A 22,871-nucleotide genomic window follows, 5' to 3' on the forward strand; every position below is an offset into this window, starting at 1 on the left:
TAGGAGCGAAGCTTGCTTGCGATAGCGTTGTGTCAGGTAAAACGCTATCGCGGGCAAGCCTCGCTCCTACAGTAATCGGAATCAGGCGGTACGCCAGGTAATCTCTTCTTCCCCGTCGGCACTGATGCGAATCCAGCGGTCGGCCGATTCTTCACCTTCTTCCTCGACCCAACTGCCCGGTGCGCAGCGCACTTCGACGTTCAGCGCGGCGAAGGCGGCGCGGGCACAGGCGATGTCGTCGTCCCACGGCGTCTGGTCGCTTTCCAGGTACAGGCTGTTCCACTTGCCCACGGCTTTCGGCAGCCAGGTCACCGGCACGCTGCCGGCCTTGCATTTGTAGGTCTGGCCTTTCTGCACCCAGTCGCTGCACGGGCCCAGGGCCGCGCCGAGCCAGGCGGCGATAGCCTTGTGGTCGACGTCGGCGTCTTTCAGGTAAATCTCGATATCCGGTTGGCGCATGGATGTCCTCACTGCGGGTCTGAAAAATCCATTCGCGGATTTATTCGGCCTCGAGTCGCTGCTCGAGGCCGTGGATTGATGGGTTATTGCAGAACGAAGTAATCGTAGCGCATCGACACGCTGACCTCGAAGGGCTCGGCCTGCTCGATCACGCTGGCTCGGCGTTCGGCACTGGCGCGCCAGCCGTGGGGCGTCATGGCCAGCAGGTTGGCGCGATCCTGCGGATTGCTCAACGTCAGCTTGAAGTCCAGGGTTTCACTGTGTTGCAGCGCCATGCCCGCGGGCACCAGCGCCAGGTGTTTGTCGTCGGTGTATTCGCGGACCTCGTCGTACAGGCGCTCGCGCAATTCCATCAGGTGACCGCTGGTCGGCCCGACCTTCATCAGGCCGCCGCCAGGGCTGAGCAGGCGCTTGGCTTCCTGCCAGTCCAGCGGGCTGAAGACACTGGCGAGGAACTGGCAGCTGGCATCGGCCAGGGGCACCCGGGCCATGCTGGCGATCAACCAGGTCAGCTGCGGGGCACGGCGACAGGCGCGCTTGACCGCTTCCCGGGAGATGTCCAGGGCATAACCGTCCGCCTGGGGCAGCGCTTGGGCGATCTGTGCGGTGTAGTAACCCTCGCCGCAACCGATATCGACCCAGTGCTGCGGGGCGCGCTCGGCGGCCAGTTCGGCCAGGCGCCTGGCCACCGGGGCGTAATGACCGGCATTGAGAAAGTCGCGGCGGGCTTCGACCATGGCCTGGTTGTCGCCCGGGTCGCGACTGTTCTTGTGCTGCACCGGCAGCAGGTTCAGGTAACCCTGGCGGGCGCGGTCGAAGCGGTGCCCGGCCGGGCACACGACACCGTTGTCGACGGCGCTCAGGGGCGCCGCGCAGATAGGGCAGGCAAGCATCAGGCGAGCAACTTGATCAGGGTCTGGTAGTAGATTTCGGTCAGCACGTCGAGATCGCTGGCCAGCACCCGCTCGTTGACTTGGTGGATGGTGGCGTTGACCGGGCCCAGCTCGACCACCTGGGTGCCGAGGGTGGCGATGAAGCGCCCGTCGGAGGTGCCGCCGCTGGTGGAAGCCTGGGTCTCGCGGCCGGTGACGTCCTTGATGCTGGCCGACACCGCGTCGAGCAGGGCGCCCGGCTCGGTGAGGAACGGCAGGCCCGACAACGCCCACTCCACATGCCAGTCCAGGCCGTGCTTGTCGAGGATGGTGGTCACGCGCTGTTGCAGGCCTTCAACCGTGGATTCGGTGGAGAAGCGGAAGTTGAACACTGCCACCAGCTCGCCGGGGATCACGTTGGTCGCGCCGGTGCCGGAATTCAGGTTGGAAATCTGGAAGCTGGTCGGCGGGAAGAAGGCATTGCCGTCGTCCCAATGCTCCGCAGCCAGTTCGGCCAGGGCCGGGGCGGCCAGGTGGATCGGGTTCTTGGCCAGGTGCGGGTAGGCCACGTGGCCCTGCACGCCGCGCACCGTGAGCTTGGCGCCGAGGGAGCCGCGACGGCCGTTCTTGACCACGTCACCGACCAGGCTGGTGCTCGACGGCTCGCCGACGATGCACCAGTCCAGGCGCTCCTTGCGCGCCGCCAGGCGCTCGACCACGGCCTTGGTGCCGTGGTGCGCCGGGCCTTCTTCGTCGCTGGTGATCAGGAACGCCACCGAGCCTTTGTGGTCCGGGTAGTCGGCGACGAAACGCTCGGTCGCCACCAGCATCGCCGCCAGGCTGCCTTTCATGTCCGCCGCGCCGCGCCCGCAGAGCATGCCGTGCTCGTCGATCAACGCGTCGAACGGGTCGTTCTGCCAGGCCTGGACCGGGCCGGTGGGCACCACGTCGGTGTGGCCGGCGAAACACAGCACCGGGCCTTCGTGCTTGCCGTGGGTGGCCCAGAAGTTATCCACATCCTCGATGCGCATCGGCTCCAGCTTGAAGCCGGCATCGCCCAGGCGCTGCATCATCAGCTTCTGGCAGTCGGCGTCGACCGGCGTCACCGACGGGCGGCGGATCAGGTCACAGGCGAGTTGCAGGGTCGGCGAAAGGTCGGCGTGGGCCGTCATGGGGAAACTCCGAAGCAGGGGCAAGGTCAGGCGCTGCTCTTTCTCCGTAGGAGCGAGCTTGCTCGCGATGGACGCAAGAGCGGCGCAGTGCATCAGGGGCTGCGCGTTATTCTTGATATCCATCGCGAGCAAGCTCGCTCCTACAGAGGCGGCGGCGGGCAAGGCGCGCAAAATGGCGGATATCTTAAAGCAAAACGGCGGCCAGAGGCCGCCGTTTAGTGCTTTGCCGCGATTTATGCCGCCGCCACCGGCGCGCTTTCGGCAACGGGTTTTGGCAGCGACGACAGGAAGGCCATGACCAGCGCCGCCACATACGGCAGCGACTGCACCAGCAGCATGGTCACCCAGAAGCGCATGTCGTTGCTCGGCAGGCCGCCCTGCACCAGGTAGATACCCAGCGCCGCGCCCCACAACAGCAGCATGATGAACAGCTCTTCCCGGGCTTCCGAGATCGCCACCCAGAAACCGTGGTTGTCGGCATTCTTCGGTGTGCGGAAGAACGGAATGCTGCTGGTGAAGAAGCCGTACAGCACCGCCTTGGCAATGGTGTGGGACAACGCCAGGCCCGCCACGGCCGCGCAGAACGCATCCTTGAGGTTGACCCCGACCGCCCGGCGGTAGAGGAAGATGATCTTGCCGACCTTGAACACGAACAGCGCCAGGGGCGGGATCGCGAAGATCAGCAACGGCGGGTCGACGCGCTGCGGCACGATGATCATCGCCGCCGACCACAACAGGGCGCCGAGGGTGAAGAAGATGTTCATGCCGTCCGCCACCCACGGCAGCCAGCCCGCGAGGAAGTGATAGCGCTGGCCACGGGTCAGCTCGGTGTCCTTGCCGCGCAGCAGGCTGGCAGTGTGGCGCTTGATGATCTGGATCGCCCCATAGGCCCAGCGGAAACGCTGTTTCTTGAAGTCGATGAAGGTATCCGGCATCAGGCCCTTGCCGTAGCTTTCGTGGTAGTACGCCGCCGACAGGCCTTTTTCGAACACCCGCAGGCCCAGCTCGGCGTCTTCGCAGATGCACCAGTCGGCCCAGCCCAGTTCTTCCAGGACCGAACGGCGGGTCATGGTCATGGTGCCGTGCTGGATGATCGCGTCACGGTCGTTGCGGGTAACCATGCCGATATGGAAAAAGCCCTTGTATTCCGCGTAGCAGAGCTTCTTGAAGGTGCTTTCGTTCTGGTCGCGGTAGTCCTGTGGCGATTGCACCACGGCGATTTTCGGGTCGGCGAAGTGCGGCACCATGTGCTTGAGCCAGTTACGGTCGACGCAGTAGTCCGAGTCGATCACCGCGATCACTTCGGCGTCCTTGGCGGTGTGCGGGATCAGGTAGTTCAGCGCGCCGCCCTTGAAGCCGGCCAGGGGCGCGACGTGGAAGAACTTGAAGCGCGGGCCGAGGGTCTCGCAATAGGCCTGCACCGGCTCCCAGACCGCCGGGTCCTTGGTGTTGTTGTCGATGATCAGGACTTCGAAGTCCGGATAGTCGAGGTTGGCCAGGGCATTGAGGGTCTGTTTGACCATCTCCGGCGGCTCGTTGTAGCACGGCACATGGATCGAGACTTTCGGCCGGTAACTGGAGTCGCCTTCGACCGGCAGGAACTCGCGCCGGCGCTTGTGCACCCAGACCGCCTCGGCCAGTTCATGGGCCTCGGTGAGCAACACGATGAACACCCCGAGCGCACCCAGGGCGAGCAGGAAGCCCACCGTCAGGCTGAACCAGGTGCTGTATTGCTGGCTGTAGTCGTAGCCGATCCACACCAGCACCGAACCGCAGAGGAAGGCGATGAAGGTCAGGAAGGTCCGGCCGCGCTGGCGCAGGGCCGAGCCGTCGATCATCAGCAGGGTCAGGGACAGCAGCGCCAGGACCACCGAGCCGATGGCCAGCACGCGCCACTGCGGGATCGCCACCACCGGGCCTTCGAAGTTGAACTTCTGCTGGCGCGCGGCGTTGAACACGCCCCAGTAGGCGCCCACCGAACCTTCGTCGCTGGCCTTCCACGGCTGGTCGAAGGCTTCGATCACGAAGTAGTTGTAGCCCTGGCGGTTGAGCTTGTTGACCAGGTTACGCAGGTAGATCGCCTGATCCGCCGGGCTGGCGTCGGCGCCGCCACGCATGCGGCCGTTGCTCGGCCAGCCCACCTCGGACAGCAGCAGCGGTTTTTTCGGGAACATCTTTTTCAGGTCACGGGCGCGGTCGAGGACGAACTGCCCGGCCTTGTCCATCGGGATGAATTCCCAGTAGGGCAGGACGTGGGCGGCGATCAGGTCGACGTGCTGGGCCAGTTCCGGGTGTTCTTCCCAGACGTGCCACTGCTCGGAGGTGGTGACCGGTACCTTGACGGCAGCGCGCACGCGATCGAGCAGGACGCTCAACTGGTCGGCGGTGATTTCCTTGCGGAAGATCGCTTCGTTACCGACCACCACGCGCACCACACTGCGCGAGTTGTTGGCGATGTCGATGGCGCGGGTGATTTCACGCTCGTTGCGTTCCAGGTCCGGGCTGATCCAGATCCCCAGGGTCACGCGCAGGCCGAACTCTTCCGCCAGCTTGGGGATGTTCTCCAGCGTGCCGTCGACCGAGTAGGTGCGAATGTTGTCGGTCAGCTTGCTCATGATCTCCAGGTCGCGACGCATTTCATCGTCGGTCGGAAACTGGTCTTTCTGCGGGAACTGGCCCAGCTGGAAAGGCGAGTAGGAAAAGCCGGAGATTTGTGCAGGCCAATTGGGGGCGGAGACCGGGCGGTTGACCAGTGCCCAGAAGCCGGTGAACAGGGCGGCGATTGCCAGAACCACCACCAGGTTGAGTCCAAATTTACGCGATGACATAGCTATTTCGGGTTCCAAAGGGTGTGGAACGGGGGAACGGTCGGCATGCGCCAAGCGGCGCGCATCCTACACTGGCCTTCGGCTGAGCGTACAGCGCACAGGAGAAGGCCGCAGGTTGGGCAATCCAACTCGATTTAAGTTCTCGGCGACGAAATTTTCAGATTGTTCCCTCATTAAAGCAGCCCTGACTGCCATTCATAGGGCAAAGATGCTCTTGGCGGACATCGGCCCTATAATGCGCGCCGGTTTTTGGGGTAATGGTCATGAGTACAGAAGATCCGCGGTTTGCTGGCGTCGCCCGTTTGTATGGCATCGAGGGGTTGGAACGCTTGCGCGCCGCCCATGTGGCGATCGTCGGGGTCGGCGGTGTCGGTTCCTGGGCGGCGGAAGCCATTGCCCGTTGCGGCGTGGGCGAGATCTCGCTGTTCGACCTGGACGACGTCTGCGTCAGCAACAGCAATCGGCAGCTGCACGCCCTCGACAGCACGGTCGGCAAGGCCAAGGTCGAGGTCATGGCCGAGCGCCTGCGCGGGATCAATCCGGCTTGCACCGTGCATGCGGTGGCGGACTTCGTCACCCGCGAGACCATGGCCGAATACATCACGCCGAACATCGACTGCGTGATCGACTGCATCGACAGCGTCAACGCCAAGGCGGCGCTGATCGCCTGGTGCAAGCGGCGCAAGATCCAGATCATCACCACCGGCGGCGCGGGCGGGCAGATCGACCCGACGCTGATCCAGGTCTGTGACCTGAACCGCACCTTCAACGACCCGCTGGCCTCGAAAGTGCGCTCGACCCTGCGTCGCGACTACGGTTTTTCCCGCACCGTGACCCGTCACTACAGCGTGCCTTGCGTGTTTTCCACCGAGCAACTGCGCTACCCGAAACCGGACGGCAGCATCTGCCTGCAGAAGAGCTTTGTCGGCGATGGCGTGAAACTCGACTGCGCCGGCGGTTTTGGCGCGGTGATGATGGTGACCGCGACCTTCGGCATGGTCGCGGCGACCAAGGCGGTGGACAAGCTGGTGGCTGGCGTGCGGCGCCCGGCGGACCGGGTCAAGCCCGCGGCCGTTTGACTCTGTAGGAGCGGCCGGTCGACGTTCGATTGCCCGCGAAATGCGGTGTGTCAGATAGACCGCTATCGCGGGCAAGCCTCGCTCCTACAGGGATGGGCGTCAGGCTGAGAGCTCGCGCATCCGCTGCAATACCGCATTCAGCCCATTGCTGCGCGAGGGTGAGAGCTGGCGCGACAGGCCGAGTTGATTGAACCAGTCCGGCAAATCCACCCGTTGCAGCTCCTCGGCGGACAAACCGTTGACCCGCGCCAGCAGCAGGGCCACCAGGCCACGGATCAGGCGCGCATCGCTGCTGGCGGCGAACTGCCAGTGACCGTCCTGCAAGGTCCCCACCAGCCAGACCTGGCTTTCACAGCCATGCACCCGATTGGCCTCGACCTTGTCGGCTTCAGCCAGCGGCGCCAGGCGTTCGCCCCATTGCATCAGCAGGCGTGCGCGCTGTTCCCAGCCGGGAGCGCCCTGGAAACTGTCGAGGGCGGCCAGGGCTTCGGCGGGCAGGCTCATCGCAACAGCTCCAGGGCCTGATCGAGGGCCTCGAAGAAGCGCTCCAGGTCCTCGGAGTCGTTGTACAGCGCCAGGGACACGCGGATCGCCCCGGCCAGGCCGAAGCTTTTCAGCAGCGGCATGGCGCAGTGATGCCCGGCACGCACGGCGATGCCCTGTTCGGTCAGCAGGTGAGCCAGGTCGGCGTTGTGCACGCCATCGACCACGAAACTGACCAGCGCCAGCTGCGGCTTGCCCAGCAGGCGCAGGCCTTTGCGGGCCAGCAGGCCATGCAGCAGGTAGTCGTGCAGCGCGGCTTCATGGGCGTTGACGGCGTCCTGGTCGAGGCCGCTGAGGTAATCCAGGGTCGCGCCCAGGCCGATCACACTGGCAATCGGCGGTGTACCGGCCTCGAAACCCAGTGGGGCGGGGCGGAAGCTGGCGTGCTGGTAGTCGGCCTGCTGGACCATCTCGCCGCCAAACTGCCAGTGACGCAGGCCTGGCAACGCCTCGTTGCGTCCGTAGAGCACGCCGACGCCGTCCGGACCGTAGAGCTTGTGGCTGGAGAACACATAGAAATCGCAGCCCAGCGCCTGCACATCGTGGCGGCCGTGGACCACGCCCTGGGCGCCGTCAACCACGGTCAGGGCATGGTGCGCCTTGGCCAGGGCCAGCAGCTGCGGCAGGGGTTGCCAGGCACCGAGCACATTGGACAGCTGGCTGACGGCCAGTAGCCGGGTGCGCGGACCGATCAGACGGGCCGCGGCGTCGAGGTCAATCAGGCCGTCGTCGTCCAGCGGCAGGACCACCAGGTTGAGGCCGCGACGGTGCGCCAGTTGCTGCCAGGGCAGCAGGTTGGCGTGATGTTCCAGGGCGCTGATGACGATTTCATCGCCTGGGTTGAATTGATGTTCCAGGCCATAGGCCAGGAGATTCAGCGCGGAGGTCGCGCCGTGGGTGAAGATGATCTGCCCGCTGTCACCGGCATTCAGCCACTGCGCCACTTTGTGCCGGCTGTTCTCGAATGCCTGGGTGGCGTGAGCACCGGGCAAGTGCTGCGCGCGATGCACGTTGGCCGCGCCATTGGCGTAGTAGTGCGCCAGGGCGTCCAGCAGGGCTTGGGGTTTTTGCGTGGTGGCGGCGTTGTCCAGGTAGGTCTGGTCCTGCCGTTGCAGGGCGGCGATGGCCGGGAAGTCGGCGCGCCAGGGGGAGGCTACAAGCATGGTGGCAGAACTCGTTTGAACAGGCCGGGCGCCGATGATAAGCGCCCGGCCGGTCGCAGTGGAACCGAATCGCTGCTTAGTTGTGAGCGTGCAGCGCTTCGTTCAGCTCGATGGCCGACTTGTGGGTCTTGCACTCCACGGCACCGGTTTCCGAATTGCGGCGGAACAGCAGGTCTGGCTGGCCGGCCAGTTCGCGGGCCTTGAGCACCTTGACCAGCTGGTTGTTCTCGTCCAGCAGCGCCACCTTGGTCCCGGCAGTCACGTACAGGCCTGATTCCACGGTGTTACGGTCGCCCAGCGGGATACCGATACCGGCGTTGGCGCCGATCAGGCAGCCTTCGCCGACCTTGATCACGATGTTGCCGCCGCCCGACAGGGTGCCCATGGTCGAGCAGCCGCCACCCAGGTCGGAACCCTTGCCGACGAATACGCCCGCGGAAACCCGGCCTTCGATCATGCCCGGGCCTTCGGTGCCGGCGTTGAAGTTGACGAAACCTTCGTGCATCACGGTGGTGCCTTCGCCGATGTAGGCGCCCAGGCGAATACGCGCGCTGTCAGCGATACGCACGCCGCTCGGTACCACGTAGTCGGTCATTTTCGGGAACTTGTCCACCGAGAACACTTCCAGCAGCTCGCCGCGCAGGCGCGCTTCCAGTTGACGCTCGGCCAGTTCGCCGAGGTCGACCGCGCCCTGGTTGGTCCAGGCCACGTTCGGCAGCAGCGGGAAGATCCCGGCCAGGTTCAGGCCGTGTGGCTTGACCAGGCGGTGGGACAGCAGGTGCAGCTTCAGGTAGGCCTCCGGGGTGGAGGTCAGCTGGGCGTCTTCGGCCAGCAGGGTGGCAACCAGCGGCTTGTGGCTCTCGGCCAGGCGGGTCAGCAGCGCGGCCTGGGTGGCGTCGATGCTTTTCAGGGCCTCGGCCAGTTGCGCGGCCTGGGCGGTGGTGAAGGTGATGGCCTGGTTGCCTTCGCTGTAGCCCAGTACCGGGGCGATGGCGGCAACGATTTCCGCGGATGGCTTGACCAGGGGCGCGGCGTAGAACACTTCCAGCCACGCGCCTTGACGGTTTTGAGTGCCGACACCAAAGGCCAGGCTGAACAGGGTAGTGGACATGCTGTTACCTCTTACAAAATTGAACGGGCAGGCGTTATTTGATTTCTGCCGCGTAGATATCGGGCTTGAAGCCAATCAGGGTTCGGTCACCGAGATCGAGCACCGGGCGCTTGATCATCGAGGGTTGTGCGAGCATCAGTTCGATCGCTTTCGCCTGGTCGAGATCGGCTTTGCGTTCGTCGTCGAGTTTGCGAAAGGTCGTGCCCGCACGGTTCAGCACCACCTGCCAGCCGTGCTCGTTGCACCACTGGGCCAGGTGTTCGCGGTCGATACCGACCGCTTTGTAGTCGTGGAAGTCATAGCTGACAGCGTGTTCATCGAGCCAGGTGCGCGCCTTTTTCATGGTGTCGCAGGCTTTGATGCCGAAAAGGTGCAACGTTTTGCTTGAAGCGGTCAAGGAATTGCCCCCTTTTGAGATGCTGGAGTTAAAGGTCACGGATTATGCCATGCCCGCGCCGGTTCGGCGTCGGCGAAGGCCCGGCTTTGTAGCTTTGTGTGACAGCGGCATGGGCCACTTGCGACTTTTGTGCAGCGGCGAGGCCCGAGCTTAAGCGGCTAATATGGCACTTCGACGGTAACCTGTTGCCTGAAGTCTGCTGCTGATCGATTGGGAAAACCGCTTTATGCAAACCGCTTATACCGTCCTTATCCTGCTGATGCTGGTGAGTCTCTCGCGGCTGGTCGGACGGGTGATTCCGTTGCCGTTGCCGCTGGTGCAGATCGCCGCCGGGGCCTTGTTGGCCTGGCCCACCCTGGGGCTGCACGTGGCCCTGGACCCGGAATTGTTTCTATTCCTGTTCCTGCCGCCGCTGCTGTTCTCCGATGGCTGGCGCATGCCCAAGCGTGAGCTGTGGCGCCTGCGCGGGCCGATCCTGACCCTGGCCGTGGGCCTGGTGCTGTTCACCGTGGTGGGCGCCGGTTATTTCATTCACTGGTTGCTGCCGACCATCCCCTTGCCGGTGGCCTTTGCCCTGGCGGCTGTCTTGTCGCCGACCGACGCCGTGGCGGTCTCGGCGATTTCCCAGAACCGCCTGCCGACGCCCTTGATGCACATGCTGCAGGGCGAGGCTTTGATGAACGACGCTTCCGGCCTGGTGACCTTCAAGTTCGCCCTGGCGGCGGCCGTGACCGGGGTGTTTTCCCTGGCCAATGCCAGCCTGACCTTTGTCCTGGTGGCGGTGGGTGGCCTGGCGGTCGGCGTGGCCCTGAGCTGGCTGGTGGGGCGCTTGCGTGCCTGGATGATCGCCCGCGGCTGGGATGACCCGGCGACCCACGTGGTGTTCATGCTGTTGCTGCCGTTCGCCGCCTACGTGCTGGCCGAGCGCCTGGGAGCCTCGGGCATCCTCTCGGCGGTGGCGGCGGGGATGATGCAGAGCTGGCTCGATCTGTTGCCCCGGCAGACCAGCACCCGCTTGCTCAACCGCAGTGTCTGGTCGCTGCTGGAATTCGCCTTCAACGGCCTGATCTTCCTGCTGTTGGGCCTGCAACTGCCCGACATCATCAAGGCCGTGGTCAGCCAGGAAACCACCTTGTGGCCGACCCTGTTCTATCGCTGCCTGGATGTCGGGGCGATCTTCCTGGTGCTGCTGGTGCTGCGGTTCATCTGGGTGCAAAGCATCTGGCGCCTGTCCGGGCTGTTGCGCCGCTGGCGTGGCAAGGGCGAGCTGACGCTGGTGCCGACCGCGCGTTCCTGCTGGTTGCTGACCCTGGGCGGGGTGCGCGGGGCGGTGACCCTGGCGGGCGTCATGTCGGTGCCGCTGTTGCTGGGGGCGGGCGAGGCTTTCCCCGAGCGCGACCTGCTGATCTTCATTGCCGCGGGGGTGATCCTGTTGTCGCTGATTGCCGCCTGTATCGCCCTGCCGCTGTTGCTGCGGGGCATCCAGAAGAGCCCCGACGAGAAGCGCCACGCCGAAGTGCGTGACGCCTGGCGCAAAACCGCCGAGGCGGCGATCCATGCCCTGGAAGCCGAGGAAGTGGCCGATGCGGCCAACTCGCCGGATGCGGCCCAGGCGGCGCTGGCCACCGAGCTCAAGGGGCGGTTGATGTCGGAATATCGCCATCAACTGGAGGTGTTCAACGATTCCGCCGAAGCCCAGGCATTGGCGTTTCAGATGGACTTGCTGGAGCGCAAGTTACGTTTGAAGGCGCTGCGGGCGCAGCGGCTGGAGTTATATCGGTTGAGCCGCCAGCACCAGATTGGCGACGACGTGTTGCGCGAGGTCCTGGGTGAGCTGGACCTCAGCGAGGCCAATCTGGGGCAGGTGAAATGACCCTGGCTTTGTAGGAGCGAGGCTTGCCCGCGATGAACGATAACGCGGTGTATCAGATGTACGGCGTTGTCTTGATCGCGGGCAAGCCTCGCTCCTACAGGGGCGTGGGTTATTGACGGCGCTGAACGAAATCCCGGATCCGCTCGGCGGCTTCCACGCATTCGGCCAATGGCGCTACCAGGGCCATGCGTACCCGACCGGCTCCCGGGTTGCTGCCGTCGACATCGCGCGACAGATAGGAGCCCGGCACCACGGTCACATGCTCCTGTTCGAACAGGTCACGGCAGAACGCCGTATCGTCGCCCGCCACGTTCGGCCACAGGTAGAAGCTGCCGTCCGGGCGCTGCACGTCGAGCACCGGCGCCAGAATCTCCAGCACCGCATCGAACTTTTCGCGATACAGCGCGCGGTTGGCGCGCACATGCACTTCGTCGTTCCAGGCGGCGATGCTGGCCAGCTGGGTCTGAACCGGCATGGCGCAACCATGGTAGGTGCGGTACAGCAGGAAGCCCTTGAGGATATCCGCGTCGCCCGCGACGAAACCGGAGCGCAGGCCCGGCAGGTTGGAGCGCTTGGACAGGCTGTGGAACACCACGCAACGCTTGAAGTCCTGGCGTCCCAGTTCGGCGCAGGCAGTGAGCAGGCCGGGCGGCGGGGTCTGCTCGTCGAAGTACAGCTCGCTGTAGCACTCGTCGGCGGCGATCACGAAATCGTACTGGTCGGCCAGGGCGATGAGTTTCTTCAGGGTTTCGATCGGGATCAGCGCGCCGGTCGGGTTGCCCGGTGAGCACAGGAACAGGATCTGGCAGCGCTGCCAGATCTCGGCCGGTACCGCGTCGAAGTCCGGGTTGAAGCCGTTTTCATCCAGGCACGGCAGGTAGTGCGGCTTCGCGCCGGCGAGGAAGGCCGCGCCTTCGTAGATCTGATAGAAGGGGTTCGGGCTGACCACCAGCGCGTCGTCGCCACGGTTGACCACGGTCTGGGTGAAGGCGAACAGCGCCTCGCGGGTGCCGTTGACCGGCAGCACGTTGCGCGCCGGATCGATCCAACCATTGGGTACGCCAAAACGCCGTTCGCACCAGCCGGCGATGGCTTCGCGCAGGGCAGGGAGGCCCAGGGTCGTCGGATACACCGCCATCTGGTCCAGGTTATTGGCCAGGGCTTCGGCGACAAAGCTCGGCGAGCGGTGCTTGGGCTCGCCGATGGACAGCGCGATAGGACGCTTGGCCGGGTTCGGCTGGACGCCGCCGAGCAGGGCGCGGAGTTTCTCGAACGGGTAGGGCTGCAGCTGGTTCAGAGCGTTGTTCATCGGTGCGGTGTCTCACTCAAAGCGGGTCGTGGCGCGTGATCAGATGTTCAGGCGCGTCAAGGTGGTAGGCGGTTCGTGGCTGACGCTCAGCTGTTCGACGATGGCGTCCTGCAGTCGGCTGCACAGCTGGGGATCGGACAGTTGCTGGTTGTTCGCGTCGGTAATGAAGAACACGTCTTCCACGCGCTCGCCCAGGGTGGCGATCTTGGCGTTTTGCAGCGACAGGTCGAACTCCAGGAAGATCTTGCCGATGCGCGCCAGCAGGCCGGGGCGATCGGGGGCGCTCAGTTCGAGCACGGTGACCGGGCGCTGGGCGTCGTTGTGGATAGTCACTTGCGGCGGGAAGGCGAAGTGCTTGAGCTGACGCGGTACCCGACGCTGGATGATGGTCGGGTAGTCGTCAGGGTTGCGCAGGGCCTCGGTAAGGCCATCGCGGATCTGTTTGACGCGTTGCGGGTTGTTGCCGATCGAGCCGCCGTCGTTGTCGAGCACGATATAGGTGTCGAGGGTGAATTGGCTGCTCGAGGTGATGATCCGGGCGTCGTGGATGTTCAGGTTCAACTGGTCCATCGCGGCCACGGTCACGGCGAAGAAGTCGTGCTGGTCCGGGGCGTAGATGAAGATCTGCGTGCCACCCTCGAATTCGCGCTGGGTGGTTTCCTTGATCAGCACCAGCGGGCCGCCGTCGGCCGGCTGCTGGAGGATCGCGTCGCTGTGCCAGGCCACGTCGCCGGCAGTGTGGCGCAGGAAGTAGTCGTCCCCCAGTTGCGCCCAGAGCTGCTCGACGTCGTCCGGATCGGTGCCGGCGCGGACCAGGATGTCCAGCGCCGCGCTTTGCGTCTGGCGGATCTGCTCTTCGCGGTCCACCGGGTTTTCCAGGCCGCGGCGCAGGGCGCGCTTGGTCTCGGTGTAGAGCTGGCGCAACAGGCTGGCGCGCCAGGAGTTCCACAGCGTCGGGTTGGTGGCGTTGATGTCGGAAACCGTCAGCACGTACAGATAGTCCAGGCGGGTCTGGTCGACCACGACCTGGGCGAAGTCATGGATGACCTGCGGGTCGGACAGGTCCTTGCGCTGGGCGGTGGTCGACATCACCAGGTGGTTTTGCACCAGCCAGACGATCAGGCGGGTGTCCCACAGCGGCAGCTGGTGGCGGATGCAGAAGGCTTCCGCGTCCACGGCGCCGATTTCCGAGTGGTCGCCGTGCCGGCCCTTGCCGATGTCGTGGTAGAGCCCGGCCAGGTAGATCAGCTCGGGCTTGGGCAGCTTGGCCATGAGCTTGCTGGCCAGCGGGAATTTCTCCGAAACCTGGGTGTACTGCAGTTTGCGCAGGTGCTTGATCAGGTTCAGGGTGTGGGCGTCGACCGTATAGATGTGGAACAGGTCGTGCTGCATCTGCCCGACGATATGGCCGAACTCCGGCAGGTAACGCCCGAGAATGCCGTAGCGATTCATCCGTCGCAGGTTGCGGTGAATACCGATCTCGCACTTGAACAGCTCGATGAACAGGCTGGTATTACGAATGTCATGGCGGAAATCGTCGTCGATCAGGTGGCGATTTTCGCGCAACAGGCGAATGGTGTCGGCGCGTACGCCCTTGATCTCCGGGTGCTGGGCCATGAGCACGAAGATTTCCAGCATGGCGAACGGTGTGCGGCGGAACACGTTGGCGTTGATCGCCTCGATGTAGCCGTCGTGCAGCTGGAAGCGCGAGTTGATCGGCTGCGGCGGCGCTTCGTCTTCCGGGGCGAGGATGACTTCCTCGAAGTGCTGGATGATCAGGTCGCTGAGCTGGGCGATGCTCATCACCACCCGGTAGTACTGCTGCATGAAGCTTTCGATGGCCTGCTTGGCATCGTTGCCCTCGAAACCCAGCAACTTGGCGATCGAGCGCTGGTGATCGAACAGCAGGCGGTCTTCGGCGCGCCCGGCGAGCATGTGCAGGGCATAGCGGACCTTCCACAGGAACTCCTGGGACGAAGCCAGCAGCGCGTTCTCGCTTTCCACCAGGAAACCTTCGCCGGCCAGGGCTCGCAGGTTCAGCGTGCCGTACTGGCGACGGGCGACCCAGAGGATGGTCTGGATGTCGCGCAGGCCGCCGGGCGAGCCTTTGACGTTGGGTTCCAGGTTGTATTCGGTGTCGTTGTACTTGTGGTGCCGGGCCTTCTGTTCGGCGCGCTTGGCCAGGAAGAAGTCCTTGCTCGGCCACATGTGCGCGGTGCTGGTGACGTCGAGCATGCGCTGGCGCAGGCGTTCGGGGCCGCAGATGGTGCGGCTTTCCATCAGGTTGGTAACCACCGTCAGGTCGGCGCGGGCCTCTTCGGCGCATTCCTCCACCGAGCGCACGCTTTGTCCGACTTCCAGGCCGATGTCCCAGAGCAGGGTCAGGAAGCGTTCGATGGAATCGCGGAAAATCTCGTGGTCGGCGCTGTCCAGCAGGATCAGCAGGTCGATGTCCGAGTAGGGGTGCAGCTCGCCACGACCGTAGCCACCGACCGCCACCAGGGCGATGTCGGCGTCTTCGCTCCAGTCGAACTGGTCCCAGGCCTTTTGCAGGATGTTATCGACGAACCAGGCGCGGTCCTCGATGAGCCGGCGGATATCCCGTCCGCTGCGAAAGCGCTCGTCGAGCACTTCACGTGCCTGACGAATGGCTTTCTTGAAGGCGGCGATAGGGCTTGCCTTCAGGGCCAGTTCCGCCTGGAACTGGCCGCGGTCGAACAATTCGGGATCCACCTGCGGCATCGATTGGCTTTCCTTTCTATCTATAGGTAAGGGCGCAACTGCGTGGATCAGGCCGAAACGCGCGGGATGGTGTCATCGCTGCGCAGGGTGAAGATCTCGTAGCCGGTCTCGGTCACCAGCAGGGTGTGTTCCCACTGCGCGGAGAGCTTGCGGTCCTTGGTGATCGCGGTCCAGCCGTCGCCCAGCACCTTGGTGTCGGCCTTGCCCTGGTTGATCATCGGCTCGATGGTGAAGGTCATGCCGGCTTTCAGTTCCATGCCGGTGCCGGCGCGGCCGTAGTGCAGGATCTGCGGTTCTTCGTGGAACACCTTGCCGATACCGTGGCCGCAGAACTCGCGGACCACCGAGAAGCCGTTCTTTTCAGCGTGCTTCTGGATGACTTCGCCGATATCGCCCAGGCGGCAGCCCGGCTTGACCAATTCGATGGCCTTGTACATGCATTCCTGGGTGATCTGCGACAGGCGCTCGGCCCAGACCGGCACGGTGCCAACGTGGAACATGCGGCTGGTGTCGCCGTGGTAGCCGTCCTTGATGACGGTGACGTCGATGTTCAGGGTGTCGCCATCCTTCAGCGGCTTCTCGTTCGGGATGCCGTGGCACACCACGTGGTTGATCGAGGTGCAGATGGATTTGGGGAAACCCTTGTAATTCAGTGGCGCGGGAATCGCATGCTGCACATTGACGATGTAGTCGTGGCAGATGCGGTCCAGTTCTTCGGTGGTCACACCGGGTTTGACATGCTCGGCAATCATTTCCAGCACTTCGGCGGCCAGTTTGCCGGCGACACGCATTTTTGCGATGTCCTCGGGAGTTTTGAGGGTGACGGTCATACAGGCTCTCTTGACGCTCAGTGGCGCGGATAAACACGGAATGGCTTGAAAACGGTGTACCGAAGGCTGAGCCCGCTGTGGGGTCGCCACGTTTTCAAAAGCCTCAAAGGTGCGATTCTAACAGAGCCCCGGGGCAAATCTGAGGCTCTGTGCGTCGCTTCTTTCTATAACAGTGGAGCATTCTGGCCCGATTCCAAGGGGGGAGCAAAAAAGCGCCCCGGGGGAAATGAGAATCCGGGTTCCGTTTTTACCCTTCTTGTGGTATAAAATGCGCCGCTTTCCGGGGATGCTCCGAAAAGCCTAAACCCACACACGTGTCGACACGATGACCTGGGTGCCCTCAGCACAAGCTGTTGGTTGGTCATTGGGATACGTGGAGGCCTAACCCGACTTATTAAGGAACTATCATGTCCCAAGTCAACATGCGCGATATGCTGAAGGCCGGTGTGCACTTCGGTCACCAAACCCGTTACTGGAATCCGAAAATGGGCAAGTACATTTTCGGCGCGCGTAACAAGATTCACATCATCAACCTTGAAAAAACCCTGCCAATGTTCAACGAAGCTCTGACTTTCGTAGAGCGTCTGGCCCAGGGCAAAAACAAGATTCTGTTCGTCGGCACCAAGCGTTCCGCTGGCAAGATCGTTGCTGAAGAAGCAGCACGTTGCGGTTCGCCGTACGTCGATCACCGCTGGTTGGGCGGCATGCTGACCAACTACAAGACCATCCGTGCTTCCATCAAGCGTCTGCGTGACCTGGAAGTTCAGTCGGAAGACGGCACCTTCGCCAAGCTGACCAAGAAAGAGGCGCTGATGCGCACTCGCGATCTGGAAAAGCTGGATCGTAGCCTGGGTGGTATCAAGGACATGGGCGGTCTGCCTGACGCGCTGTTCGTGATCGACGTTGACCACGAGCGCATCGCGATCACCGAAGCCAACAAGCTGGGCATCCCGGTCATCGGCGTTGTCGATACCAACAGCAGCCCGGAAGGCGTTGACTACATCATCCCAGGCAACGATGACGCCATTCGCGCCATCCAGCTGTACATGGGTTCGATGGCTGACGCCGTGATCCGTGGCCGCAACAACGTTGCTGGCGGCACCGAAGTATTCGCTGAAGACGCTCCAGCGCCGGCAGCTGAAGCCTGAGTAACTGACGCTTAGCGTTTACTCAGTACGCAAAAAGGGGGCTAGGCCCCCTTTTTGCCACCTCGAAAATCATTTACCGATGGCGCCCCTGCAGTTCTTGTCATGTGTGGCGGCTATCAAGGGTTTTCGAGAGCGCAGCTCAAGAATTGATCGCCCGTTGAGTCGGGTGGAATGGTTGAAAACCTATCCAAGAGGAATTTGAAAATGGCAGAGATTACTGCGGCGTTGGTTAAAGAACTGCGCGAGCGTACCGGCGAAGGCATGATGGACTGCAAGAAAGCCTTGACCAAGGCTGGCGGCGACATCGAGAAAGCCATTGATGACATGCGTGCTTCGGGCGCCATCAAGGCTGCCAAGAAAGCAGGCAACATCGCTGCTGAAGGCGCCATCGCCATCAAGGACGACGGTAAAGCCGCCGTTCTGCTGGAAGTCAACTCGCAGACCGACTTCCTGGCTCTGCAGGATGACTTCAAGGCATTCGTTGCTGCCAGCGTTGAAAAAGCGTTCGCTGACAAGCTGACCGACGCCGCTCCGCTGATCGAAGCTCAAGAAGCCGATCGTCTGGTTCTGGTTGGTAAAACTGGCGAGAACGTCAACATCCGTCGTCTGGCTCGCGTTGAAGGTGACGTGGTCGGTACTTACCTGCACGGTAACAAGATCGGTGTTGCGGTTGTCCTGAAAGGCGGTTCCGTAGAGCTGGCCAAGGACATCGCCATGCACGTGGCTGCAAGCAACCCTGAGTTCCTGCTGCCATCGCAAGTTTCCGCTGAAGCCATCGAACGCGAGAAAGCCGTGTTCCTGCAGTTGAACGAAGACAAGATGAAAGGCAAGCCAGCCGAAATCGTTGAAAAAATGATCGGTGGCCGTATCAGCAAGTTCCTGGCCGAAGCCAGCCTGGTTGAGCAAGCTTTCGTCAAGGATCCAGAAATCACCGTAGGTGCCCTGGCCAAGAAAGGCGGCGCTGAAATCGTTTCGTTCACCCGCTTCGCGGTAGGTGAAGGCATCGAGAAGAAAGAAGACAACTTCGCTGAAGAAGTTGCCGCACAACTGGCTGCTGCCAAGCAACAGTAAGACGGTTTTTCAACTGTCGCCCGAAAGAGGCTGCCCGCTCACGCGCGCAGCCTCTTTTCAAATGGGGTAACCAATTTAGTTGGTTGCCTTCGGAACCGGTTTACAAAGTCGTGTTCTGATGGCGCTGTGACAGCGTCAAGCTAGAGTGAACGCAGGCTGCAAACAGCTTGCAGAGAATTTTTAAAATACGCCGCAGGAGAGATTCGCAATGGCTCAGCAGGGCAGTGGTTATCAAGCTCGCTATAAACGCATTCTACTCAAGCTTAGCGGCGAGGCCCTGATGGGCTCGGAAGAGTTCGGGATCGACCCTAAGGTGCTGGATCGCATGGCGCTGGAAGTCGGCCAGCTGGTTGGCATCGGTGTTCAGGTCGGTCTGGTCATCGGCGGTGGCAACCTGTTCCGTGGCGCGGCGCTCAGCGCGGCCGGCATGGATCGGGTGACAGGCGACCACATGGGCATGCTGGCCACTGTGATGAACGGCCTGGCCATGCGCGACGCGCTGGAACGTGCGAATATCTCGGCGATCGTCATGTCGGCCATTTCCATGGTCGGTGTGACCGATCACTATGACCGTCGCAAGGCGATGCGTCATCTGAACTCCAAGGAAGTGGTGATCTTCGCTGCCGGTACCGGCAACCCGTTCTTCACGACCGACTCCGCAGCATGCCTGCGGGCGATCGAGATCGATGCCGACGTCGTGCTCAAGGCAACCAAGGTTGACGGTGTATACACCGCAGACCCATTCAAAGACCCGCATGCCGAGAAGTTCGATCATCTGACCTACGATGAAGTACTGGATCGCAAGCTGGGTGTCATGGATCTGACGGCGATCTGCCTGTGCCGCGACCATAAGATGCCGTTGCGTGTCTTCAACATGAACAAGCCCGGCGCCCTGCTGAATATCGTGCATGGCGGCGCTGAAGGAACCCTGATCGAGGAAGGCGAACAATGATCAACGAAATCAAGAAAGACGCTCAAGAGCGCATGAAGAAGTCCCTGGAATCCCTGGCGCATGCATTCAGCCGCATCCGCACCGGCCAGGCTCACCCAAGCATCCTGGCAGGCGTGATGGTGCCTTACTACGGTGCTGACACCCCGATCAACCAGGTGGCCAACGTCACCGTGAAGGATGCTCGCACCCTGCAGGTCGTGGCCTTCGAGCGCAACATGCTGGCGGCGGTGGACAAGGCGATCCAGAGCTCCGGCCTGGGCTTCAACCCGACCAACCTGGGCGAGCTGCTGCTGATCACCATGCCGGCGCTGACCGAAGAAACCCGCAAGGGCTTCACCAAGCAGGCTCGTGAAGCGGCCGAAGACGCCCGTATTGCTGTGCGCAACGTGCGTCGTGACGCGCTGAGCCAGTTCAAGGACCTGGTCAAGGAGAAGGAAATCAGCGAAGACGACGAGCGTCGCGCCGCCGATGAAATCCAGAAGCTGACCGACAAGTTCGTGGCGGAAATCGAAGTCGCTGTGAAGCAAAAAGAAGCGGACCTGATGGCCGTATAAGGGTCAGGACGTTTTCATGGACAAGACCAAGCAGCCTGTACCGTCTTCGGTGCCGCGCCATGTCGCGATCATCATGGATGGGAACAATCGCTGGGCAAAAAAACGCTTTATGCCGGGTGTCGCCGGGCATAAAGCGGGTGTCGATGCTGTTCGTGCGGTGATTGAAGTGTGCGCCGAGGCCAAGGTCGAGGTGCTGACGCTGTTCGCCTTCTCCAGTGAAAACTGGCAGCGGCCGGCCGATGAAGTCAGTGCCTTGATGGATCTGTTCTTCAAGGCATTGCGCCGCGAGGCCAAGCGTCTCAACGAAAACAACATCAGCCTGCGCATCATCGGCGATCGCTCGCGCTTCCATCCCGAGCTGCAAGCGGCGATGCGCGAGGCGGAAGCGATGACCGCGGGGAGTAATCGCTTCATTCTGCAGATCGCCGCCAACTATGGCGGTCAGTGGGATATTGCCCAGGCCGCTCAGCGCCTGGCGCGGGAAGTCCAGGCAGGGCACCTGCGCCCTGACGACATTACCCCCGAGTTGTTGCAAACCTGCCTGGCGACTGGCGACCTGCCGTTGCCGGACCTGTGCATCCGTACGGGCGGCGAACACCGCATCAGCAATTTCCTGCTCTGGCAGCTGGCTTATGCCGAGCTGTACTTCTCCGACCTGTTCTGGCCGGACTTCAAACACGATGCCATGCGCGCTGCGCTGGCCGATTACGCTTCTCGCCAGCGCCGCTTCGGTAAAACGAGCGAGCAGGTCGAAGCTGGAGCCCGGGTTTAATGCTCAAACAACGAATCATTACTGCGCTGATCCTGCTGCCGATCGCTTTGTGCGGTTTTTTCCTGCTCGCAGGTTCCGCCTTCGCCCTGTTTATCGGGCTGGTGGTGACCCTTGGAGCCTGGGAGTGGGCGCGCCTGGCGGGTTTCGAGGCTCAGTCGACCCGTATTGCCTATGCAGTAGTGGTCGCTGCGCTGTTGTTCCTGATGCAGCTGTTGCCGGGTATCGCGCCTTGGGTGCTTGGTGCCGCGGTGCTCTGGTGGGGGCTGGCGACTTTTCTGGTGCTCACCTATCCGCGCACCAGCGAGCATTGGGCCGGTGCCGCGGCCAAGCTGGTGATCGGTCTGCTGATTCTGCTGCCGGCCTGGCAAGGCCTGGTCTTCATCAAGCAGCAGCCTTTGGGTAACTGGTTGATCATGGCGGTGATGGTGCTGGTCTGGGGCGCCGATATCGGTGCCTACTTCTCCGGCAAGGCCTTCGGCAAGCGCAAGCTGGCGCCGCAGGTCAGCCCGGGCAAGAGCTGGGAAGGGGTGTACGGCGGTCTGCTGCTGAGCCTGGTGATCGCTGCGGTGGTCGGTCTGGTTGCAGGCTGGTCCGTCGGGCAGATCATCCTTGGCTTGCTCGGAGCGGCTATCGTGGTGTTCATCTCGGTGGTCGGCGACCTGACCGAAAGCATGTTCAAGCGCCAGGCCGGGATCAAGGACAGCAGTAACCTGCTGCCGGGTCATGGTGGCGTGCTTGATCGTATCGATAGCCTGACCGCGGCCATTCCGGTATTCGCCGTACTGTTGTGGATGGCTGCATTGTGAGTCGCCCACAGCAGATTACGGTTCTCGGGGCTACCGGCTCTATCGGCCTCAGCACCCTGGATGTCATTGCCCGTCATCCCGAGCGTTATCAGATCTTCGCCCTGAGCGGTTTCAGTCGTCTGGCCGAGCTGCTGGCGCTGTGTATCCGTCATGCTCCCCGCTTTGCCGTCGTCCCGCATATCGCTGCCGCGCGCAGCCTGCAGGAAGACTTGCGCAATGCCGGCTCGCGCACCCGTGTACTGGTGGGCGAGGAGGGCTTGTGTGAAGTGGCGTCCGACCCTGAAGTCGACGCGGTCATGGCGGCTATCGTCGGTGCCGCGGGCTTGCGTCCGACCCTGGCTGCCGTCGAGGCTGGCAAGAAAATTCTCCTGGCCAATAAAGAAGCGCTGGTCATGTCCGGCGCATTGTTCATGCAGGCGGTGGGCAAGAGCGGTTCGGTATTGTTGCCCATCGACAGTGAGCACAACGCCATCTTCCAGTGCATGCCCGCGGACTTTTCCCGTGGGTTGAGCCATGTGGGGGTGCGGCGCATTTTGCTGACCGCATCCGGTGGCCCGTTCCGGCAAACGCCGCTGGCCGACCTGGAGCAGGTAACGCCCGAGCAGGCGTGTGCCCATCCCAACTGGTCGATGGGGCGCAAGATTTCCGTCGATTCGGCCAGCATGATGAATAAAGGCCTTGAGCTGATCGAGGCGTGCTGGCTGTTCGATGCCAAGCCTGCCCAGGTCGAGGTGGTGATTCATCCGCAAAGCGTGATTCACTCGCTGGTCGACTATGTGGACGGTTCGGTACTGGCCCAGTTGGGCAACCCGGATATGCGCACGCCGATCGCCAATGCCCTGGCCTGGCCGGAGCGAATCGACTCGGGCGTGCCGCCGCTGGATCTGTTCGCCGTGGCGCGCCTGGATTTCCAGGCGCCTGATGAAGAGCGGTTCCCGTGCTTGCGTCTGGCGCGCCAGGCCGCCGAGGCCGGCAACAGTGCTCCGGCCATGTTGAATGCCGCCAACGAGGTAGCTGTTGCCGCGTTTCTCGAACGGCGCATCCGCTACCCCGAGATCGCGAGTATCATCGAAGAAGTTTTAAGCCTTGAACCGGTTGTCGCAGTCGATGAGCTGAGCGCCGTGTTCGCGGCGGACGCCAAAGCCCGTGCCCTGGCTGAGCAGTGGCTGGGTCGCAACAGCCGGTAAGTT

Annotated in this window: 20 protein-coding genes; 9 read left to right on the top strand and 11 right to left on the bottom strand. The window is 62.8% G+C overall.

The annotated features are described in order from the left end of the window. Nucleotides 1-81: 81 nt before the first annotated feature. The 4 genes from J4D28_RS08660 to J4D28_RS08675 form a co-directional block, all read right to left on the bottom strand. A complete protein-coding gene (locus J4D28_RS08660; protein WP_007927921.1) occupies nt 82-459 on the bottom strand; it encodes a hypothetical protein in 378 nt (125 codons plus the stop codon). An 83-nt stretch (nt 460-542) separates the two neighbouring features. Next, nucleotides 543-1,352: a putative RNA methyltransferase gene (locus J4D28_RS08665; RefSeq protein ID WP_038630709.1), complete on the bottom strand. Its 810-nt coding sequence runs from the start codon at nt 1,350-1,352 to the stop codon at nt 543-545. Continuing rightward, complete coding sequence (gene dapE / locus J4D28_RS08670) at nt 1,352-2,503, bottom strand: succinyl-diaminopimelate desuccinylase (protein WP_103330635.1); 1,152 nt, start codon at nt 2,501-2,503, stop codon at nt 1,352-1,354. The genes J4D28_RS08665 and dapE overlap by 1 nt, the downstream gene beginning before the upstream one ends. A 233-nt stretch (nt 2,504-2,736) precedes the next feature. Then, a complete protein-coding gene (locus J4D28_RS08675; RefSeq protein WP_053268333.1) occupies nt 2,737-5,331 on the bottom strand; it encodes a glycosyltransferase in 2,595 nt (864 codons plus the stop codon). Between the two features lie 263 nt (nt 5,332-5,594). Here J4D28_RS08675 and tcdA point away from each other — a divergent pair, with 263 nt between their 5' ends. Then, nucleotides 5,595-6,410 (top strand): tRNA cyclic N6-threonylcarbamoyladenosine(37) synthase TcdA, encoded by an 816-nt coding sequence (tcdA, locus tag J4D28_RS08680; RefSeq protein ID WP_162098622.1) that lies wholly within the window; start codon nt 5,595-5,597, stop codon nt 6,408-6,410. Between the two features lie 99 nt (nt 6,411-6,509). On the opposite strand, the gene J4D28_RS08685 is transcribed toward tcdA, so the two are convergent. From J4D28_RS08685 to J4D28_RS08700, 4 genes are all read right to left on the bottom strand, one after another. After that, nucleotides 6,510-6,914: a SufE family protein gene (locus J4D28_RS08685; RefSeq protein WP_009047204.1), complete on the bottom strand. Its 405-nt coding sequence runs from the start codon at nt 6,912-6,914 to the stop codon at nt 6,510-6,512. Further along, a complete protein-coding gene (locus J4D28_RS08690) occupies nt 6,911-8,116 on the bottom strand; it encodes an aminotransferase class V-fold PLP-dependent enzyme (protein ID WP_103330486.1) in 1,206 nt (401 codons plus the stop codon). The genes J4D28_RS08685 and J4D28_RS08690 overlap by 4 nt, the downstream gene beginning before the upstream one ends. A 76-nt stretch (nt 8,117-8,192) precedes the next feature. After that, the gene (gene dapD, locus J4D28_RS08695) at nt 8,193-9,227 is read right to left on the bottom strand and encodes a 2,3,4,5-tetrahydropyridine-2,6-dicarboxylate N-succinyltransferase (RefSeq protein ID WP_009047206.1); all 1,035 of its coding nucleotides are present in this window, start codon (nt 9,225-9,227) and stop codon (nt 8,193-8,195) included. A gap of 34 nt (nt 9,228-9,261) precedes the next feature. Continuing rightward, nucleotides 9,262-9,570, bottom strand: coding sequence for an arsenate reductase (locus J4D28_RS08700; protein ID WP_231999350.1), 309 nt, complete (start codon nt 9,568-9,570; stop codon nt 9,262-9,264). Between the two features lie 280 nt (nt 9,571-9,850). On the opposite strand from J4D28_RS08700, the gene J4D28_RS08705 reads away from it, so the two are divergent. Continuing rightward, complete coding sequence (locus tag J4D28_RS08705) at nt 9,851-11,497, top strand: Na+/H+ antiporter (protein ID WP_016705305.1); 1,647 nt, start codon at nt 9,851-9,853, stop codon at nt 11,495-11,497. A 109-nt stretch (nt 11,498-11,606) separates the two neighbouring features. Here the strand turns inward: J4D28_RS08705 and dapC are convergent, their stop codons facing one another. The 3 genes from dapC to map are packed head-to-tail and all read right to left on the bottom strand — an operon-like array spanning nt 11,607 to nt 16,378. Further along, a complete protein-coding gene (gene dapC, locus J4D28_RS08710) occupies nt 11,607-12,806 on the bottom strand; it encodes a succinyldiaminopimelate transaminase (RefSeq protein WP_009047209.1) in 1,200 nt (399 codons plus the stop codon). A 39-nt stretch (nt 12,807-12,845) separates the two neighbouring features. Beyond that, on the bottom strand, nt 12,846-15,548 hold the full coding sequence (locus J4D28_RS08715) for a [protein-PII] uridylyltransferase (RefSeq protein WP_038630713.1): 2,703 nt from the start codon (nt 15,546-15,548) through the stop codon (nt 12,846-12,848). Between the two features lie 47 nt (nt 15,549-15,595). Next, nucleotides 15,596-16,378, bottom strand: a complete 783-nt coding sequence (gene map, locus J4D28_RS08720; protein WP_009047211.1) for a type I methionyl aminopeptidase — start codon at nt 16,376-16,378, stop codon at nt 15,596-15,598. Nucleotides 16,379-16,785: 407 nt separating this feature from the next. On the opposite strand from map, the gene rpsB reads away from it, so the two are divergent. From rpsB to ispC, 7 genes are all read left to right on the top strand, one after another. Beyond that, complete coding sequence (gene rpsB, locus J4D28_RS08725; protein WP_007924078.1) at nt 16,786-17,526, top strand: 30S ribosomal protein S2; 741 nt, start codon at nt 16,786-16,788, stop codon at nt 17,524-17,526. A 204-nt stretch (nt 17,527-17,730) separates the two neighbouring features. Then, complete coding sequence (gene tsf, locus J4D28_RS08730; RefSeq protein ID WP_009042383.1) at nt 17,731-18,597, top strand: translation elongation factor Ts; 867 nt, start codon at nt 17,731-17,733, stop codon at nt 18,595-18,597. A gap of 208 nt (nt 18,598-18,805) precedes the next feature. Next, nucleotides 18,806-19,549, top strand: coding sequence for a UMP kinase (gene pyrH / locus J4D28_RS08735; RefSeq protein ID WP_007924076.1), 744 nt, complete (start codon nt 18,806-18,808; stop codon nt 19,547-19,549). Further along, entirely contained in the window at nt 19,546-20,103 is a 558-nt protein-coding gene (gene frr / locus J4D28_RS08740; protein WP_009047212.1) for a ribosome recycling factor, read from the top strand. The genes pyrH and frr overlap by 4 nt, the downstream gene beginning before the upstream one ends. Before the next feature lie 16 nt (nt 20,104-20,119). Then, a complete protein-coding gene (gene uppS / locus J4D28_RS08745; RefSeq protein WP_009047213.1) occupies nt 20,120-20,875 on the top strand; it encodes a polyprenyl diphosphate synthase in 756 nt (251 codons plus the stop codon). Then, the gene (locus J4D28_RS08750; RefSeq protein WP_103330484.1) at nt 20,875-21,681 is read left to right on the top strand and encodes a phosphatidate cytidylyltransferase; all 807 of its coding nucleotides are present in this window, start codon (nt 20,875-20,877) and stop codon (nt 21,679-21,681) included. Before uppS ends, J4D28_RS08750 begins: the two co-directional genes overlap by 1 nt. Continuing rightward, nucleotides 21,678-22,868, top strand: a complete 1,191-nt coding sequence (gene ispC, locus J4D28_RS08755) for a 1-deoxy-D-xylulose-5-phosphate reductoisomerase (protein WP_103330481.1) — start codon at nt 21,678-21,680, stop codon at nt 22,866-22,868. Before J4D28_RS08750 ends, ispC begins: the two co-directional genes overlap by 4 nt. The last annotated feature ends 3 nt before the right edge of the window (nt 22,869-22,871 follow it).

Origin of the sequence: Pseudomonas sp. GW531-T4, assembly GCF_017349615.1 — a bacterium.
In the GTDB taxonomy this organism is placed as follows: Bacteria; Pseudomonadota; Gammaproteobacteria; order Pseudomonadales; family Pseudomonadaceae; genus Aquipseudomonas; species Aquipseudomonas chlororaphis_I.

Excerpts from the sequence above, each read along its gene's own strand:
- J4D28_RS08660 (WP_007927921.1), bottom strand. The coding sequence starts at position 459 with ATGCGCCAACCGGATATCGAGATTTACCTGAAAGACGCCGACGTCGAC.
- J4D28_RS08665 (WP_038630709.1), bottom strand. The coding sequence starts at position 1,352 with ATGCTTGCCTGCCCTATCTGCGCGGCGCCCCTGAGCGCCGTCGACAAC.
- dapE (WP_103330635.1), bottom strand. The coding sequence starts at position 2,503 with ATGACGGCCCACGCCGACCTTTCGCCGACCCTGCAACTCGCCTGTGAC.
- J4D28_RS08675 (WP_053268333.1), bottom strand. The coding sequence starts at position 5,331 with ATGTCATCGCGTAAATTTGGACTCAACCTGGTGGTGGTTCTGGCAATC.
- tcdA (WP_162098622.1), top strand. The coding sequence starts at position 5,595 with ATGAGTACAGAAGATCCGCGGTTTGCTGGCGTCGCCCGTTTGTATGGC.
- J4D28_RS08685 (WP_009047204.1), bottom strand. The coding sequence starts at position 6,914 with ATGAGCCTGCCCGCCGAAGCCCTGGCCGCCCTCGACAGTTTCCAGGGC.
- J4D28_RS08690 (WP_103330486.1), bottom strand. The coding sequence starts at position 8,116 with ATGCTTGTAGCCTCCCCCTGGCGCGCCGACTTCCCGGCCATCGCCGCC.
- dapD (WP_009047206.1), bottom strand. The coding sequence starts at position 9,227 with ATGTCCACTACCCTGTTCAGCCTGGCCTTTGGTGTCGGCACTCAAAAC.
- J4D28_RS08700 (WP_231999350.1), bottom strand. The coding sequence starts at position 9,570 with ATGAAAAAGGCGCGCACCTGGCTCGATGAACACGCTGTCAGCTATGAC.
- J4D28_RS08705 (WP_016705305.1), top strand. The coding sequence starts at position 9,851 with ATGCAAACCGCTTATACCGTCCTTATCCTGCTGATGCTGGTGAGTCTC.
- dapC (WP_009047209.1), bottom strand. The coding sequence starts at position 12,806 with ATGAACAACGCTCTGAACCAGCTGCAGCCCTACCCGTTCGAGAAACTC.
- J4D28_RS08715 (WP_038630713.1), bottom strand. The coding sequence starts at position 15,548 with ATGCCGCAGGTGGATCCCGAATTGTTCGACCGCGGCCAGTTCCAGGCG.
- map (WP_009047211.1), bottom strand. The coding sequence starts at position 16,378 with ATGACCGTCACCCTCAAAACTCCCGAGGACATCGCAAAAATGCGTGTC.
- rpsB (WP_007924078.1), top strand. The coding sequence starts at position 16,786 with ATGTCCCAAGTCAACATGCGCGATATGCTGAAGGCCGGTGTGCACTTC.
- tsf (WP_009042383.1), top strand. The coding sequence starts at position 17,731 with ATGGCAGAGATTACTGCGGCGTTGGTTAAAGAACTGCGCGAGCGTACC.
- pyrH (WP_007924076.1), top strand. The coding sequence starts at position 18,806 with ATGGCTCAGCAGGGCAGTGGTTATCAAGCTCGCTATAAACGCATTCTA.
- frr (WP_009047212.1), top strand. The coding sequence starts at position 19,546 with ATGATCAACGAAATCAAGAAAGACGCTCAAGAGCGCATGAAGAAGTCC.
- uppS (WP_009047213.1), top strand. The coding sequence starts at position 20,120 with ATGGACAAGACCAAGCAGCCTGTACCGTCTTCGGTGCCGCGCCATGTC.
- J4D28_RS08750 (WP_103330484.1), top strand. The coding sequence starts at position 20,875 with ATGCTCAAACAACGAATCATTACTGCGCTGATCCTGCTGCCGATCGCT.